Raw genomic sequence first — 17,895 nt, forward strand, 5'->3', positions numbered from 1 at the left:
CATAAATTAAAACAAGCACATAGAAAGACTTATAAATGGAACAGTCAGCGCAACAGTTTGATGTCGTTATTTCCGGTGGCGGCTTATCGGGTAGCTTAATGGCATTAAGCTTATCCGAGTTAGTTAAATCTGATGGCAGTAAATTAGCTATTGCCATCATAGAAGCTAATCCTAAAAGCGATAACCAAGGTCAGCACGCGCCCTTGTTTGATGATAGGGTTTTAGCTTTATCTCATGGCAGTGCTCGTTATCTTGAAAAACTTAGCGTGTGGCAGCATCTACAACAAGATGCTTGTGCGATTGCTGATATTGATATATCCGATCGCGGTCACTTTGCTAAGGCTAGGCTTTCTGCGGCAGAGTATCATGTTAATGCCTTAGGTTATGTTATTGATATGGCACTGATTGGCAGGGGGCTACTTAAAGTGCTTGCCAATAAAACTAACGTGCATTGGTTTAATCCGGATAAAATTGAAGATATCAATTGGCAAGAACAACACGTTGATGTTGCCTTGCAATCAGGTACTTGTTTGCAAGGAAAACTCTTACTGGCTTGTGATGGCGTTAAATCACCTTGTCGCGAGCGTGCCAATATTGAGGTAAGTTTTGATGATTATCAGCAAGTTGCTTTAATTGCCAATGTCGCCACGCAAAAACCTCATCTACATAAAGCCTATGAGCGTTTTAGTAATCAAGGGCCAATCGCTATGCTGCCTTTACCACAAAGTAAAGCGCAGGCTGTTGGTCAAGGGCGTTGCTCGTTAGTGTGGACTATGACACCTGATGAAGCTGAGCGAATTCAAGCTTTATCTGATGATGACTTTAAACGTGAGCTAGAGTCGGCTTTTGGTTTGTGGTTAGGGCAAATACTGCATGTTGGCAAACGTGATGTCTATCCCTTAGTGTTATTGCAAGCCAAACAACAAACGTATCATCGTATGGCGTTAGTTGGTAACTCCTCACATACTATTCATCCTATAGCTGGTCAGGGATTTAATTTGGGGCTTCGTGATGTGGCAGATATGGCGAGCTTAATCGCTGAGCAGCTAAATGCCGATATGCTTAATAGCGATGATGTTGGCAGTTTCGCTTTGCTACAGAAATACCAGCAATTACGCAGCAAAGATCAACAAGAGGTGATTTGGTTAACAGACTCTCTGGTTAGATTGTTTGCTAATGATTTACCGCCATTGGTAGTTGGCCGCAATATCGGCTTGCAAATGCTTGGCGCATTATCGCCATTTAAAAATGCCTTAGTAAAGAAAACTATGGGTTATTAAAATCAGGGCTATTAATAGCAATCTCATCGGTGTCATTAATAAAGTGAAAGAGTTTAAAAATGCAAAAGTTTGATGTCTTAATTGTTGGTGGTGGCATGGTCGGCTTAACCTTAGCTTTATCATTGCGTAAAACGAACAAGCTAACCGTTGCCATAGTCGATACCTTACCTGTAACAGATTTGCCTGAGCAGCCAGAGATCAGAGTTAGCGCCATTAACCTAGCCAGTAAAGCGATTTTTGAAAACCTAGGCGTATGGTCTGCGATTGAAGCGAGTCGCTTGCAAGGCTATCAGCATATGCATGTTTGGGATAAAGCTGGTGTTGGTAAGTTAGATTTCTCTCACCAAGATGTTGATAGTTTTCCAACAGATAAAGCCCAAGGCCAGCAACTTGGTTGGATTATTGAAAATAGTGTTATTCGTAATGCTTTATGGCAGCAAGCACAACAAGATGAAGGCATTAGCTTTTTCACTGAAAGTAAATTAGCTAATTTAGCGGTAGGTGATAGTGAAGTTTTTGCTAGCTTTGAGAATAACAGCCAACCGATTATGGCTAAGCTGGTTGTTGGCGCAGATGGCGCAAACTCTTGGGTGAGAAAGCAAATGGATATGGCTATGGTGTTTCAAGATTATGATCATCACGCCATTGTTGCTACGGTCAAGTGTCCTCAAGGGCATCAAAATACCGCATGGCAAGTGTTTTTACCAACAGGGCCATTAGCCTTTCTTCCTTTAGCAAGTAAACATGACGGTGAAGACTTATGCTCGATTGTTTACTCCACAGCGCCCTATGATGCCAAGCGCTTACTTGAACTAGATGCTGATGATTTTGCTAAAGAGCTGACCGCAGCAAGCGATGGTAAATTAGGGGCAATCTCATTAATGAGCGAGCGTGCAGCTTATCCATTAACCATGCGTTTAGCACAAGATTTTGTTAAAGAGCGTGTTATTTTAGTTGGCGATGCCGCTCATACCATTCATCCATTAGCTGGGCAAGGGGTGAATTTAGGTTTGCTTGATGCCGCTGCTTTAGCGCAAACACTGCAACCTGAATTAGTAGATGCAGTAGCAGAGTCAGATAGCTTATATGATGTGAAAGCACTCAAAGCCTTTGCCCGTTGGCGAAAAGCAGAGGCGAGTGAAATGATCACGGCGATGGCAGCGATTAAGCAGGCTTTTACCCCTCAACAAGAGGGCTTTAAAGTACTTCGAGGCTTAGGCATGAATATTATTAACCAGCTACCGTTTGCTAAGAAGCACCTTATTGCTCAAGCGCTGGGCTTAAAAGATGGTTTGCCAAGCCTTGCTTACAGTAAAAAATAGCTGACCATGTAGTCAGTTTAATTGTTTGTTAACGCATAAAAATTCATTAAATTCGCTAAATAATAAAGCGCAGTGAAATCTCATTTTTTGATGGCACTGCGCTTTATTTGATCTTGTCGCGTAAAAAAATACTGTTAACAGTGAAAAATTTTAAAAAACAGGATTTAAAAAAATAAAATTCTGTTATTTGATATAAGTCAGTTTTATATTTTTTAATTATGGCTTTTTCTGTTGAATGAACAACTGGCGGCAGATATAATTAGGCCACTTTGTCAATTACAGTTGTTGATTGTTTTTATCGCATCTACCTTTATTGATTAGCGAAACAATTAATGCATCACAAAATTAGGTGAAACACATGACTAATAAAACCGTACTACATGCAAAACACTTAGAAGCTGGCGCCAAAATGGTTGATTTTTACGGCTGGGATATGCCAATTAACTATGGCTCACAAATTGAAGAGCACCATGCGGTACGTACCGATGCTGGTATGTTCGACGTTTCACATATGACTATTGTTGATGTGCAAGGTAGCGATGCCAAAGCATTTTTACGTCGTTTAGTGATCAACGATGTAGAAAAGTTAGCCACACCAGGTAAAGCACTTTACACAGGTATGTGTAATGAAGAAGGTGGTGTAATTGACGATCTGATCATTTATTTCTTCACTGAAACTGACTACCGCTTAGTGGTTAACTCAGCAACGCGTGAAAAAGATTTAGCTTGGATGTCTAAGCAGTCTGAAGGTTTTGATATCACTATTACTGAGCGTCCTGAGTTTGGTATGTTAGCGGTGCAAGGCCCACAAGCAAAAGCTAAGGTTGCCACCTTATTAACGGATGCAGAAAAAGAAGCGGTAGCAGATATGAAGCCATTCTACGGTGTACAAGTTGGCGACTTATTTATCGCAACAACAGGTTACACAGGTGAAGACGGTTACGAAATTATCGTACCAGATAGCGCAGCAGAAGATTTCTGGCAAAAATTGTTAGACGCAGGTGTACGCCCTTGTGGTTTAGGTGCTCGTGATACTTTACGTTTAGAAGCGGGTATGAACCTTTACGGTTTAGATATGGATGAAAGCGTATCACCACTTGCTGCGAACATGGCTTGGACTATTAGCTGGGAGCCAGAAGAACGTAATTTTATTGGTCGTGAAGTATTAGCTGCACAACGTGCTGCTGGCGATCAACCTAAGCTGGTTGGTTTAGTACTTGAAGAGAAAGGCGTATTACGTTCACACCAACGTGTGGTAACAGAATTTGGTGATGGTGAAATCACCTCAGGTACTTTCTCGCCAACATTAGAACACAGTGTTGCTTTAGCTCGTGTACCACGTAGCGTAAAAGTGGGTGACACAGTAGAAGTAGAAATGCGTAAGAAATTAGTTAAGGTTACGGTAACTAAACCTAGCTTTGTTCGTAACGGTAAAAAAGTATTTTAATTTTTTCACCATTACTTGATTTGTATTACATTTTTGTCATATACCTTTGACGAAAAGCAAGTATATACTATGGTTAGTTTTTGACCTTTAAATGAATTTAATATAATTAAAAATAGGAACATAAAAATGAGCAACATTCCTTCTGAATTAAAATATGCTACATCACACGAGTGGGTTCGCAACGAAGGTGACGGTACAGTTACTGTTGGTATTACAGAGCATGCTCAAGGCCTTTTAGGTGACATGGTTTTTGTTGAGCTACCAGAAGTTGGCGATACAGTAAGCACAGGTGATGACGTATGTGTTGCTGAGTCAGTAAAAGCGGCTTCAGACGTTTATGCACCAGTATCAGGTGAAGTTATTGAAGTAAACGAAGAATTAGAAGACTCACCAGAGCTAGTTAACTCTGATGCCTTTGGTGACGGTTGGTTATTTAAAGTTAAACTTGATGACGCGGGTGAGTTAGATGACTTACTTGATGCTGAAGGTTATGCCAACTCAATCGACGAAGACTAATCGTTAATTAACAAAGTGTTAAAAGCCCTGAACTCAAGTTCGGGGCTTTCTTTTTTATTTTTAGGTAAACTGTTTTATGACTACTCAATCATTAGACGCTTTAGAGCAAAAACAAGATTTTATTCGTCGCCATATCGGTCCAGATGAAGCACAAACTCAAGCCATGTTAAATGACATTGGTGCTGAGTCAGTAGACGCACTTATCGATGAAATTGTACCAAGCGATATTCGCTTATCACAATTACCAAACATAGGTGAAAGCAAAACTGAAGTGCAAGCATTGGCTGATTTAAAAGCTGTTGCTAGCAAAAACAAGGTGAACGACACATACATTGGTCTTGGTTACTACGGTACGTTAACGCCGAACGTAATTTTACGTAATGTATTGGAAAACCCAGGTTGGTATACTGCTTATACGCCGTATCAACCAGAAATTGCTCAAGGTCGTTTAGAGTCATTATTAAACTACCAACAAATGTGTTTAGACCTAACAGGTTTAGACCTAGCGTCAGCCTCATTACTTGATGAAGGTACTGCAGCCGCTGAAGCTATGGCACTTGCTAAGCGTGTAGCTAAAAATAAAAAATCTAACCTTTTCTTTATCTCATCAGATGTTTACCCACAAACTATTGACGTGGTAAAACAACGTGCAGAGATGTTTGGTTTTGACACTATCGTAGCACCAGCTGAAGAAGCTGCGGATCACGATATTTTTGGTGCACTTTTACAATACCCAAGCGCAACCGGTGAAGTAAAAGACATCAGTGATTTAATCGCTAAAATTCACGAGAAAAAAGCCATTGTTGCCGTTGCAGCAGACATTATGAGCTTAGTGATGTTAAAAGCGCCGGGCGAGTTAGGTGCTGATGCAGTAATTGGTTCAAGCCAACGCTTTGGTGTACCTATGGGGTACGGTGGTCCACACGCAGCATTCTTTACAACTTCAGACAAGTACAAGCGCTCTTTACCTGGTCGTATTATCGGTGTATCAAAAGATACGCGTGATAACCCAGCACTTCGTATGGCAATGCAAACGCGTGAGCAACACATTCGTCGTGAAAAAGCCAACTCAAATATTTGTACAGCGCAAGTATTGCTAGCAAACATGGCAGCGTTTTACGCGGTTTACCATGGCCCACAAGGCTTAAAAACCATTGCTAACCGCATTCACCGTTTAACTGACATTTTATGCTTAGGTACAGCAACAAAAGGCTTAACTGCACTTCATGCTAACTACTTTGATACCTTAACCTTTAACCTTGATAACAAAGAAGAAATCGTTGCTCGTGCTTTAGCAGCTAACCTTAACTTACGTACTGACGTTGATGGTCAAATTTCAGTGTCATTAGATGAAACAACCACACGTGAAAATGTAGCAACCTTATTTGATGTGTTATTAGGTGAAGGTCACGGTTTAGACGTAGCAGCACTTGATAAGCAAATCACCGATTGTGGTCACTCGTCAATTCCTGCTTCATTAGTACGTGAATCTGAAATTTTAACGCATCCTGTATTTAACTCGTATCACAGTGAAACTGAGATGCTACGTTACATCAAAAAACTAGAGAACAAAGATTTAGCATTGAATCACTCAATGATTTCTCTTGGCTCTTGTACCATGAAGTTAAATGCAACGGCACAAATGATCCCAGTATCATGGCCGGAATTTGCTAACATGCACCCATTCGCGCCAGTTGACCAAGCTGTTGGTTACAAAGAGATGATTACTGAATTAGGTGATTGGTTAGTTGAATTAACAGGTTACGACAACATCTCAATGCAACCTAACTCAGGTGCACAAGGTGAATATGCAGGTCTTATCGCAATTCACAAGTACCATGAAAGCCGTGGTGAAGGTCACCGTAACATTTGTTTAATACCAGCGTCTGCACACGGTACTAACCCAGCATCAGCCATGATGGTTGGTATGAAGGTTGTGGTTGTTGATTGTGACAAAGAAGGTAACGTTGATATGGCTGACTTGAAAGCGAAAGCTGAAGAGTTACGCGATAGCTTATCTTGTATCATGATCACGTATCCATCAACGCACGGTGTTTACGAGAAGACCATTGCTGAAATCTGTAACATCATTCATGACAATGGCGGTCAAGTTTACCTTGATGGCGCAAACATGAACGCACAAGTTGGTTTAACGTCACCAGGTCACATTGGTGCTGACGTTTCTCACTTAAACCTACATAAAACTTTTGCTATTCCACACGGTGGTGGTGGTCCAGGTATGGGTCCTATTGGCGTTAAGTCGCACTTAGCACCATTCTTACCAGATCACGCGTTAATCAACGTAAGTGAAAGCACTCAAGGTAACGGCGCCGTATCAGCCGCTCCATTTGGTAGTGCGGGTATTTTATGTATTTCTTACCTATATTGTGCAATGCTAGGTAAGCAAGGTGTTACTGATTCAACTAAGTACGCGATTACAAACGCAAACTACTTAGCGAAGAAATTAAGCGAGCACTACCCAATTTTATACACAGGTGCTAACGGTCGTGTTGCCCACGAGTGTATTGTTGATTTACGCCCGCTTAAAGAATCTTCTGGCGTTACCGAGATGGACGTAGCTAAGCGTTTAATGGACTACGGTTTCCACGCGCCAACTATGTCATTCCCAGTAGCTGGCACGTTAATGATTGAGCCAACGGAATCTGAAAGCAAAGTTGAAATCGATCGTTTCATCGAAGCTATGGTATGCATTCGTGAAGAAATCAACAAAGTAGAAAAGGGTGAGTGGACAGCTGATGATAACCCGTTACACAATGCTCCTCACACTATGGCTGATGTGACTTCTGAGTGGAACCGTGCTTACTCAATTAAAGAAGCAGTTTACCCAGTAGCAGCAGTTGCTGAAAACAAATTCTGGCCAACAGTTAACCGTATCGATGATGTGTACGGTGACCGTAACTTGATTTGTTCTTGTCCTGCAACGGATACTTATAAAGACTAGATAACTGGTTGATCACGACAGATCTAATTGGAAACTGAACAAATGTACTTGGAAACCGCAAATGTACATGGAAACTAGTTAGATCAGATTGTCTGAATATTTAAAAGGTGAGCAAATTAGCTCACCTTTTTTTATGTAAAAAAATAATAGAACATGTAAGATTATTTACATAATAATCAAGAAAAAGTGTAAACAGTGAATATTCTATACTCTTGGCTGGGCAAAACTGATATCAATAACATGAAAAAGGATGTTAGCGGTCCTATTTCTGTTATAGCTCTAAAAATGGCTCAGCCGTTTGATAAAATTGTAATCGTTGCCAATTCTTGGGACGAAGATTGGATCGATTATGAAAACTGGCTCAAGAAAAAATTAGCAATAGCACATCGTCCATATGAAGACGTATCAATTAACAGAGTTAGAATTGCTAGCCCGATAGACTACAAATCAATTTCTGATGTTTCGCAAAAGTGGATAAATAAATTATCAGCAGATAGTGAAAGTTTATATATAAATTTATCATCTGGAACTCCAGCAATGTCGGCTGTGAGCGTTATCCTAGGTAAAGGGAAAAACAACACTAACTTTTGTCAATCTAGAGAAGGCGGTGAAATATTTATAGACGACATTCCTTTTAACTTTGTTGCTGAATATGACGCATCCGTTGCAAGGTCAATTTCATCAAAAGCATCTGCCTTACCTGTCCAAAGCAAGGCATTTAAAGATATCACAGCGACATCAAACCAAATGAAATCGGTTATTGAAAAGGCTGAAAAATTAGCAGAGTTGGATTTGCCCGTATTGGTCCTTGGTGAGACAGGTACTGGTAAAGAAGTTATTTCAAACGCCATTCATAAAGCAAGTAATAGATCATCAAAGCCTATTAAAACAGTTAACTGTGGCGCTCTACCTGAAAACTTAGTTGACTCTATACTTTTTGGGCATGTTAAAGGTGCGTTTACTGGCGCTGTAAAAGATCATTCTGGATTATTTGAACAGGCAGATGGCGGCACTTTATTTTTAGACGAAGTCGGTGAGTTGACACCAGATGCTCAAGTAAAGTTGTTAAGGGCACTGCAACAAGGTGAAGTAACACGTGTCGGTGATGACAAATCGACAAACGTTGATGTTAGGGTTATAGCGGCAACTCATCGTGATCTATCTGAAATGGTTGCGAATGGAGAGTTTAGGGAAGATTTATTTTATCGCTTAGCAGTTGGAGTGATAGAAATTCCTGCTTTAAGAAATAGAATGGAAGACATCGAGCCACTAACTGAAGCTCTTGTAAACGAAATCAATTCAACAGCAAGTAAATATAAGAATTACAAAGCCAAAAGCATTTCAACTAAAGCGATGCAGTTTATTCGATCACAACCGTGGCGAGGTAACGTAAGAGAACTATGGAGTACATTGAACCGAGCACTTCTTTTGTCAAATAACGTTGAAATTACAGAGCAGGATATTATTGCTTCTTTAATACAAAGAACAAAAAAAGATAACAATTTAGATGTGCATCTTTCGCTAGGTGATGTTGTTGACCTAAACAAAATCAAAGAGGACATTGAGCGAGCGTATGTAACTGCGGCATTAAAGGCCACAGGAAATGCAAAAGTCAAAACTGCAAAAATGTTAGGGCTTGGTGTTCATCAAAACTTAGATACATTATTAAACAAGTTAAAAATAGAACTCCCCAAAAAGAGGCAAGGTAAAAAGGCTTAATAAAATCTTTTTAAATCCTATCAAATCATACCAAATCGGTTTAAACCATGTTTACAGTTAACAGGTTACGTGCGATATTAGGATTAGCAATAATCTAATTTTAATATGGCTTAAATAATGACCGAAAGATGGCTTTCAGTTGAGGAAATAGCAACTCACTTGGGTGTTAGCAAAGACACTGTTTACGCTTGGCGTGAAAAAAAAGGATTGCCAGCACACCGAATTGGACGATTTTGGAAATTCAAAGCAAATGAAGTAGACGAGTGGGTAAGAAGTGGAAGTGCCTCAGAGTCTTCTGAAGGAGATAGTAGATGAGTGACAAGCTATCTCTAACACTGCGTCCTGCAATGATCCACGAAAACTTAATTATTGCCGAAGAGTACAATAAATTTAAAGATTGGACTCAAGTTCGTGATGAAGTGATTAGTAACAACCTGCTTCAGTCACGAACCGACAGCACCTTAAAAACAATTTATGGTGAAGTTTCAAAGAGATTAAAGAACCTTACTGACGAAGAATTGGCGTTGATGATTGAGTCTGATGCTGACGTTAAACATTTAGTGTGGCTCGCGATTTGCCGACAATACCCATTTACTTATCAGTTTGCGGTTGAAGTATTGTCTGAATACTACGACAGAAGCCGTTATCAGCTTTATTCCGAAGACTATGATGCTTTTCTTAATGCTAAGGCAGAATGGCACAGTAACCTTGACAATATAACGCAAAAATCTCGTTATAAGTCTCAACAAATAATGTTCAAAATGCTGGTTGAGTGTGGACTGATCACAAAAGAAAAAGAAATATTACACCAGCAGTTATCGCCAAAGTTGAGAGAGTTAATTTCACAAAACAATATCGATGATTTGAGACTATTTCCGGGAGAGTACGTTTAATATGGCAGGGAAGTTTAATAGTGTGCTAACCAAATTAAATTTTAATGAAGCATACACGCACTTAACTGATGTTCTCTCTAGTCAGGCATTCACAAATATGGAAGGTCTGAATGGTGATATTCCTTTTCACATTTGTCCTTTTGAACCGTCATTACAAAGCCAAGTTAATTTGCTAGTGAAGCAAGTTAGCAACTACCTAACTGATGCTCAAGTAAAGACATTGGAAGTCAATTTATACGACATTGTTGTAGAAATATTAAAAGAAGAAGGCGATTGGGAATGGTTACTCGAAAATGAGTCGACCATGACCAAACAAGAATTAAAAGAAGAGATTCAGGGGATCATTGATACTAAAACGGTATTAATCCCTGCAATTGTTAAAAAAATGTCAGAAATCGATTTTGACATATTAATAATCACGGGTGTTGGTGAAGTCTACCCATATATCAGATCAAGCAATCTGTTAGAGAACCTACAAATAAAAGCCAAAGACAAACCAACCCTAATGTTTTACCCCGGTCAATACAAACACTCTGTAGAAAAAGGCACGTCGCTAATATTGTTTGGCACATTAGAAGACGATAAATACTACAGAGCATTTAACATTTTAGATCGCGCTATATAAGGATTAAGCTGCATTATGAAATTATCTGAATTATTCGCAAAGAAAGTCGATAGGCCAATTGAAGGTGTTATCAAAGCCGATGACGATGTTGCGCTATATCTAGAACTAGATGAATACGTTATTACGGATGAAGTTGCAAAACGACTCGACATTTTTCTGGACGCTTACCTTAATTACAATGGCGCTAATGGTGTTTGGGTTTCGGGCTTTTTCGGTTCAGGTAAATCTCACCTTTTAAAAATGCTAGCGTTGTTATTAGAAAATAATCCAATTGAGGGCATTTCCCCATTAGAAATCTTTTTAGAAAAGCGCCCTTTGAACGAAGGGGGAATTTTTGCGAATGACCTTAAGCGTGCCGTTGCTATCCCCTCTGAAAGTATCCTTTTCAATATTGACCAGAAAGCGGATGTTATTAGTAAAACCGAGTTGGACGCGTTAATTGCTGTATTCGTGAAGGTTTTTGACGAACATTGTGGCTTCTATGGGAAGCAAGCCTATATCGCCCAATTCGAAAGAGAACTAAAAGATGATGGCTTATTAGAAGATTTTAAAGCGATTTTTAAATCTACTAGCGGTATGGAGTGGGATAAAGGCCGAGCTAGAGCTAAACGAATGGCTGATGCGGTAGATAAAGCATATAACCAAGTGTCAGGCCAATCAGTAACGGGAATTTTAGATAAGTACCGCGATGATTACAGACTTTCAATAGAAGATTTTGCTGAGCAGGTTCAAAGTTATATAGAACAACAGGAAGAAGGCTTCAGGTTAAACTTTTTTGTGGATGAAGTAGGTCAATATATTGCTGGCAATACCAAGTTAATGACAAATCTACAAACGGTAGCAGAAAGTCTCGCGACTAAATGTAAAGGCCAAGCTTGGGTTATTGTTACTGCGCAAGAAGACATGGCTACAGTGATCGGTGAAGTAGATCAACAGAGTGAGAACGACTTTACTAAAATTCAGGCTCGCTTTGCCAACCGGATGAAACTAACTAGCCAAGATGTAGCTGACGTTATTCAACGCCGATTACTTGAAAAGAAAGATGCATTTATTCCTGTGCTTTCTGACCTTTACCATGTTCAGGAAAATAACTTCAAAACGTTATTTGATTTTGCCGATGGTTCCCAGTCATATCGAAATTTTCGAGACAGAGAGCACTTTTTACAAAGCTACCCATTTATCCCATATCAATTTGGGTTATTCCAATCTGCAATTCAAAACTTATCTTCTCATTCAGCATTTGAGGGTAAAAGTAGCTCAGTCGGTGAGCGCTCAATGTTAAAGGTTTTCCAAGAAGTAGCCATTACTATTCAGGAGCATGAACTTGGAGAATTAGCGACATTTGATCTGATGTTTGAGGGGATCAGAACTGCTTTAAAAACGGCGAACCAACAATCTATTCTTAAAGCTGAAAACAATTTAGACAGTGATTTTGCAGTCAGACTATTAAAAGCGCTGTTTCTGGTTAAGTACGTTAAAGAGTTTAAACCAACCATCAGAAACTTATGTGTCTTAATGCATGATAGCTTCTCACGTGACATACCTTCGTTAAAACTTGAAGTAGAAGAAGCTCTAAACCTACTTGAAAAAGAAACTTACATTCAACGTAACGGTGATTTGTTTGAGTATTTAACGGACGAAGAACAAGACATCGAAAAAGAAATAAAGAATACGGAAATCGATTCCGATGTTGTTGCCGCTGAGCTAGAGAAACTGATTTACGATGGGGTGTTAAAAACACGAAAAATTCGCTGGGAAGACAACAAACAAGATTATCCTTTTAGTCGAAAATTAGACGATAAGCTATCTGGTCGTGAAAGTGAGCTAGCGATCAATGTGATCACATCTTTCCACGATCATAGAGATGCATTTGAGAAGCATAAGTCAGATACCTTATTCAATGATGAGTTAAGAATTGTACTTCCAGAGAGTGCAAGACTTGTTAGTGACTTGGTGCTTTATAAACAGACTGAAAAATATGTAGCCCATGAAACTAAGGCGACTCAGCAAGATACGATTAAACGAATTTTGACTGAAAAAGGCATTCAAAATGTTGAGCGTTATAACCAACTTAAAACATTAACATCAAAGTTAGTTGGTTCGGCAAAGTATTTTGTTGCGGGTAAAGAAGTTGAATTGTCCGGGGAAGACGGTCAGAACAAAATGGTAAAAGCATTTGGGGAGTTAATTAAACACACTTACCCAAATCTCAAAATGTTGCGAGATATAGTATTTAATGAAAACGATATCGCGGACATTATTAAGAAAGGTGATCAGGGACTATTTAGTGACGACACTCAATTACCCGAAGCACAACAAGAAATGTTTTCATTTATTCAAAGTAATAGTCGTGGTGGTGTAAGAACAACGGTTAAGTCATTAATCGACAAGTTCGAACGCAAATCTTACGGATGGTCATTCGCTGCAATCCTTTGCAACCTCGCTCACCTGTGTGCAAGAGGCAAAGTTGAAGTTCGTGAATCAACCAATTTGTTAGATGACGGTGAGCTTGTTAAAGCGTTAAGAAATATGGCGACACATGCCAACCTTATTCTTGACCCGCAAGTGGAATTTACGCCATCGCAAATAAGAGCAGTTAGAGACTTCTCTCAAGATTATTTTGAAAAGCCACTCCTTGCTACTGAGGCGAAAGCGATAGCCAAAGAAGTACAAGAGTCGTTTTCAGCTCAAGCTATAACGCTCGACAAACTGAAAGCGCAAGCAGCACAGTACCCATTTTTAAGGGCGCTTGCAGAAATCATAGAAAAATTAGGTGAGCTAAAGTCAAAGCCTTATACATGGTTTATGACAGAGTTGGCTCAACAAGAAGATACTTGGTTCGACTATAAAGAGAAAACCATCGAACCTATGACTAAATTCATGAATGGCCCTCAAAAAGCAACTTATGATAACGCAAGAAAGCTAATCACAGATCAGTCAGCCAATAGTGAATATGTAGAAGGCGATGAACTTCAAAAAATTAAAGATGCATTAGTCAACGTGAACATATACAAAGGAAGTGCTATTCAGCAATTGAAAGCTGATTCTGAACTACTTGCAAGTAAGATCACCGAAAAGGTTGAAGAAGAAAGAACTCAAGCATTAGAACAAATAGATTTGATGAAGTCACAATTACAAGGCTTCAATGAATTTATAAATTTGGATAGTAGTCAACAGCAGCAGTTATTAGCTGAGTTTCAACGTATTACAGATAAGATAAAACAGCAATCTTTAATCGCCATGATCCGAGACGATGCTCGTCGCTTCGAAGAACATACATATTCTCAGTTAGTGCAAAAAATGATGGCGTGGTCTCAGCCTATACCACCAACAAGCGAGCCTTCTAAACCAAACGGCAATAATGATGCAACAGGAAGTGAACCCAATGGCGGAGCTTCTGATGTTGTACCGGGTGTAAAAGAGCCTGCGAAACCTGAGATCCAGAGCGTATCTGCAAAGCAGATACGAGTCGAATATAACAAACCTTGGTTGTCTACAGAAGATGATGTTGATGGGTATGTTGCAGAATATAAAAAAGCATTGTTGGCAGCAATAAAGTCAGGAAAGCACATACAGATATAAGAAATAAGTGCTAATAGGCAATGTTACCAAATTAAAAAAACAAGGTTTTTATGGATACTTCAAAATTAAAAAAATTTGCTCAATACGCTCGTAGAAGCCTGATTGAACAAGTGCAAAGCAAATTAAAGTTAGTCTTAGCTGAAGATAGTGCAGCAAGGCGTGAACATCCTCAGGCGGTAAAAGCACTCGAAGCTAAACAAAAAGAGTTCGGAGATGATCAGCAGCTTATTGAACAAGTAGCATATACATGGTTTAACCGTTTTTGTGCGCTTAGATTTATGGATGCAAATCAATACAACCGTATTATGGTGGTATCGCCAATTGCAGGTCAGTTCCAGCCTGAAATTTTAGCTGAAGCGAAAGCTGGGCATTTGGATGATTCTGTTTTTGATGCTAAGACCAGTGACAAGATCCGAGGCTTGTTATCGGGGGCTATTCCAAGCCGAGACGGACAGGCAGAAGCCTATCGCTTAATTATTGTCGGTGTATGTAATGATTACCATCGATTAATGCCCTATTTATTTGAGCGTATCCAAGATTACACGGAACTTCTTATGCCTGAAGATTTATTATCAGGTAATTCAATACTTGCCTACACACGAGAGGCAATGACACCTGAGAATTGTGAGTCCGTTGAATCTATTGGCTGGTTATATCAATTCTACATTTCAGAAAAGAAAGATCAGGTATTTGAGGGTTTAAAGAAAAACAAAAAGATTACACCAGAGAATATCCCGGCGGCCACTCAGTTATTTACACCGCATTGGATTGTTAAGTACTTAGTAGAAAACTCGCTTGGTCGTTTATGGATGTTGAATAATCCAAGCTCAAAATTGATTGAGCAAATGGAGTACTACATAAAGCCAGTTGAGGAAGAACAGGACTTTCTCAAAATCTCTAGCCCAGAAGAGTTAAAAATATGCGACCCAGCTGCTGGCTCTGGGCATATGCTTACCTATGCTTATGATTTACTTTATGCCATCTATCTTGATGCAAACTACGACCCTGTAGATATTCCAGAGTTAATTTTAACTAAGAACTTATACGGCATTGAGATTGATGAGCGAGCTGCTGAGCTTGCAGCATTCGCCCTTAGCATGAAGGCCATGAAAGGTAATCCGTTTGATGACAGTAACAACAGAAGACGCTTTTTCCGTAATCCAATTAAGCCTAATATTTGCCGATTAGAAAAAGTTAAAATTAATGAAACTGACCTAGAAGAGTACATCGAGTTTGCGGGTAAAGACTTATTCACGGCTGATGTTCGAGCAACGCTTAAAGAGTTTGAAGAAGCGGATAACTTTGGTTCATTGATTCAACCTACATTGAAAGAACCAGCAGCATTACTAGAAAAACTTGAATCAAAAGATGCTCAAATTGACCTCTTTTTAAAAGGAACCCATGAATCTATTTTAAAAATATTAGAGCAAGTCAAGTATTTATCTCCAATTTATCACGCAGTTATAGCTAACCCTCCTTATTTAGGTAATAAAGGGATGAACCCTAGAATGAATAAGTGGCTAGGAGACAATTATAGTGTTGGTAAAAGTGATATGTATGCAGCTTTTATCATTCGTTCACTAAATCTAACAAAAAGAAATTGTTATGCTGCTTTGGTTACAATGCAGAGTTGGATGTTTACTCAGAGGTATTCAAAGTTCAGACAAGAGTTATTTTTATCATCACATATCGAATGTTTAGCCCACCTAGGGAATATGGTTATGGGTATTGCTTTCGGGACAAGTGCTAGTGTTTTTAAACATTCTTATAACGAGCACAAGCTTGGGCAATATTCTTTTGTTGGTATGAACAATATGGACGGTGATAAGCCTAAAGAGTTTTGCCGAAAATCCACAGCGTCAATATTTGATATTAAATCGCTTCCAGAAAGTCCTATTGTTTATTGGGCTGACGATAAAGTTAGAAGTCTATTTTTACAAAAGAGTATCTCGGATTATTTTGAAACAAGAGAAGGGCTTGCTACAGCGGATAATGATCGTTTTTTAAGAGAATGGCACGAAATAAGTTTCAATAACATCGGACTAGGTATTTCAGATGAAGAAGATGCAATAAAGTCTCGAAAAAGATGGTTTCCTTATGTTAAGGGCGGTTCGTATAGAAAGTGGGCTGGAAACTCAGACTTGGTAGTAGACTGGTTTGATGATGGATTCGATGTCAAAAATAATATTGATGAAAGAACAGGACGTGTTAGATCCCACAATTATAATGGAAAGTACGCATTCAGAAAGGGTTTTACTTGGTCGGGGTTAACGAATGGAGGCTTTTCAGTCAGACACGTCGATGGAGGTTACAAGTTTGATGCTAAGGGTCCAATGGGGTTCACACTTGGAAATCATGATTTGTTCTATGTTGAGGCGTTTCTAAATAGTTCTGTTGCTTCCTATTTGCTGGGAATGCTTTCTCCTACAGCGGATTTCAAATTGGGACAAATTTTATCCCTCCCATTATTAGAAGATAGTAGATTTACTCCAAAAATTATTGAGTTGTCCAGAGAAGCTATATCTATTTCACAAGAAGATTGGGATAGTTATGAAACATCGAGAGATTTTAAGTGGAATCCAATATTGAAGTGCGGATTCAACTCGCTGCGCAGCTCCTATGAAGAAACAAAAAAGCACGCAAATGAGAAATACGAAAGACTTTTAAAAATCGAGTTTGAAATCAACCAAATGTTTATTGAGTTATATGATTTGGGGCGAATGATTTCACCTGATGTAGACCCAGAAAATGTATCAATTTACGCCAACCCTGAATTCACTTTTAATGTGAAAGCTGATGATTTAGATTCCTTACATCGTGAAAAATCAATATTTGAATTCATATCTTATGCTGTTGGCTGTATGTTTGGAAGATATTCAATTGATAAAGAAGGTTTGATACTTGGAACTCAAAATGAAACTCTTGAAGATTATTTAACTAAGGTTCCTTCCTCCTCTTTCATCCCTGATGCAGACAACGTAATCCCCATCATAGATTTTGAAGGTGATTGGTTCGAAGATGATATCAGCGAGCGTTTTAAGGAATTCCTAAAGGTTACATTCGGTGAAGAAAACTTTGCTGAAAATTTAGCATTTATTGAAGATGCGATAGGTAAAGACATCAGGAAATACTTTGTTAAAGATTTCTATGCTGATCATGTTAAACGTTATAAAAAACGCCCGATATATTGGATGTTCTCTAGTCCTAAAGGCTCGTTCAACGCTTTGATTTATATGCATCGTTATCAACCAGATACGGTAAGTATTGTGCTTAACGATTATTTACGTGAATTCAGAACCAAACTAGAAGCACGCAAAGAAAGCTATGAGCAAGTTGAAATCAGTGCTTCTGCTAGCCAAAAAGATAAGACCAACGCGATCAAAGCAATTAGCAAAATTAACAAAGTGCTTGAAGAAATTAATGACTACGAGCATGACGTTTTGTATCCACTGGCTGGTGAAAAAATTGAAATCGACCTAGATGATGGTGTTAAACATAACTACCCATTATTTGGTAAAGCGCTTAAGAAAATAACAGGATTATCGTAAG

Annotated in this window: 11 protein-coding genes; all 11 read left to right on the top strand. The window is 39.0% G+C overall.

Features of this window, described 5'->3' with window-relative positions:
- Positions 1-35 precede the first annotated feature (35 nt).
- Entirely contained in the window at positions 36-1,280 is a 1,245-nt protein-coding gene (ubiH, locus tag EMK97_RS16610; protein WP_130603905.1) for a 2-octaprenyl-6-methoxyphenyl hydroxylase, read from the top strand.
- A 59-nt stretch (positions 1,281-1,339) separates the two neighbouring features.
- Entirely contained in the window at positions 1,340-2,602 is a 1,263-nt protein-coding gene (locus tag EMK97_RS16615) for an FAD-dependent monooxygenase (RefSeq protein ID WP_130603906.1), read from the top strand.
- A gap of 358 nt (positions 2,603-2,960) precedes the next feature.
- Complete coding sequence (gcvT, locus tag EMK97_RS16620; RefSeq protein WP_130603907.1) at positions 2,961-4,049, top strand: glycine cleavage system aminomethyltransferase GcvT; 1,089 nt, start codon at positions 2,961-2,963, stop codon at positions 4,047-4,049.
- A gap of 126 nt (positions 4,050-4,175) precedes the next feature.
- Positions 4,176-4,565, top strand: a complete 390-nt coding sequence (gene gcvH, locus EMK97_RS16625; RefSeq protein WP_130603908.1) for a glycine cleavage system protein GcvH — start codon at positions 4,176-4,178, stop codon at positions 4,563-4,565.
- A gap of 76 nt (positions 4,566-4,641) precedes the next feature.
- Positions 4,642-7,527, top strand: a complete 2,886-nt coding sequence (gene gcvP, locus EMK97_RS16630) for an aminomethyl-transferring glycine dehydrogenase (protein ID WP_130603909.1) — start codon at positions 4,642-4,644, stop codon at positions 7,525-7,527.
- A gap of 195 nt (positions 7,528-7,722) precedes the next feature.
- Positions 7,723-9,246, top strand: coding sequence for a sigma-54 interaction domain-containing protein (locus tag EMK97_RS16635; protein ID WP_130603910.1), 1,524 nt, complete (start codon positions 7,723-7,725; stop codon positions 9,244-9,246).
- A 117-nt stretch (positions 9,247-9,363) separates the two neighbouring features.
- Positions 9,364-9,561, top strand: coding sequence for a helix-turn-helix domain-containing protein (locus EMK97_RS16640; RefSeq protein WP_010607323.1), 198 nt, complete (start codon positions 9,364-9,366; stop codon positions 9,559-9,561).
- Positions 9,558-10,139, top strand: coding sequence for a DUF1819 family protein (locus EMK97_RS16645; protein WP_130603911.1), 582 nt, complete (start codon positions 9,558-9,560; stop codon positions 10,137-10,139). The genes EMK97_RS16640 and EMK97_RS16645 overlap by 4 nt, the downstream gene beginning before the upstream one ends.
- Before the next feature lies 1 nt (position 10,140).
- On the top strand, positions 10,141-10,764 hold the full coding sequence (locus EMK97_RS16650) for a DUF1788 domain-containing protein (protein ID WP_130603912.1): 624 nt from the start codon (positions 10,141-10,143) through the stop codon (positions 10,762-10,764).
- A 15-nt stretch (positions 10,765-10,779) separates the two neighbouring features.
- Positions 10,780-14,346: a BREX system P-loop protein BrxC gene (brxC, locus tag EMK97_RS16655; protein WP_130603913.1), complete on the top strand. Its 3,567-nt coding sequence runs from the start codon at positions 10,780-10,782 to the stop codon at positions 14,344-14,346.
- 50 nt (positions 14,347-14,396) lie between these two features.
- Positions 14,397-17,894 carry a BREX-1 system adenine-specific DNA-methyltransferase PglX gene (gene pglX, locus EMK97_RS16660; protein ID WP_130603914.1) on the top strand — a complete coding sequence of 1,166 codons (3,498 nt, stop codon included), beginning with the start codon at positions 14,397-14,399 and terminating at the stop codon, positions 17,892-17,894.
- Position 17,895: the final 1 nt, after the last annotated feature.

Source organism: Litorilituus sediminis (assembly GCF_004295665.1).
Lineage (GTDB): Bacteria > Pseudomonadota > Gammaproteobacteria > Enterobacterales > Alteromonadaceae > Colwellia > Colwellia sediminis.

Coding starts and splice junctions, on each gene's coding strand:
- EMK97_RS16650 (WP_130603912.1), top strand. CDS start 10,141: ATGGCAGGGAAGTTTAATAGTGTGCTAACCAAATTAAATTTTAATGAA.
- EMK97_RS16615 (WP_130603906.1), top strand. CDS start 1,340: ATGCAAAAGTTTGATGTCTTAATTGTTGGTGGTGGCATGGTCGGCTTA.
- ubiH (WP_130603905.1), top strand. CDS start 36: ATGGAACAGTCAGCGCAACAGTTTGATGTCGTTATTTCCGGTGGCGGC.
- gcvT (WP_130603907.1), top strand. CDS start 2,961: ATGACTAATAAAACCGTACTACATGCAAAACACTTAGAAGCTGGCGCC.
- gcvH (WP_130603908.1), top strand. CDS start 4,176: ATGAGCAACATTCCTTCTGAATTAAAATATGCTACATCACACGAGTGG.
- EMK97_RS16640 (WP_010607323.1), top strand. CDS start 9,364: ATGACCGAAAGATGGCTTTCAGTTGAGGAAATAGCAACTCACTTGGGT.
- gcvP (WP_130603909.1), top strand. CDS start 4,642: ATGACTACTCAATCATTAGACGCTTTAGAGCAAAAACAAGATTTTATT.
- pglX (WP_130603914.1), top strand. CDS start 14,397: ATGGATACTTCAAAATTAAAAAAATTTGCTCAATACGCTCGTAGAAGC.
- EMK97_RS16645 (WP_130603911.1), top strand. CDS start 9,558: ATGAGTGACAAGCTATCTCTAACACTGCGTCCTGCAATGATCCACGAA.
- brxC (WP_130603913.1), top strand. CDS start 10,780: ATGAAATTATCTGAATTATTCGCAAAGAAAGTCGATAGGCCAATTGAA.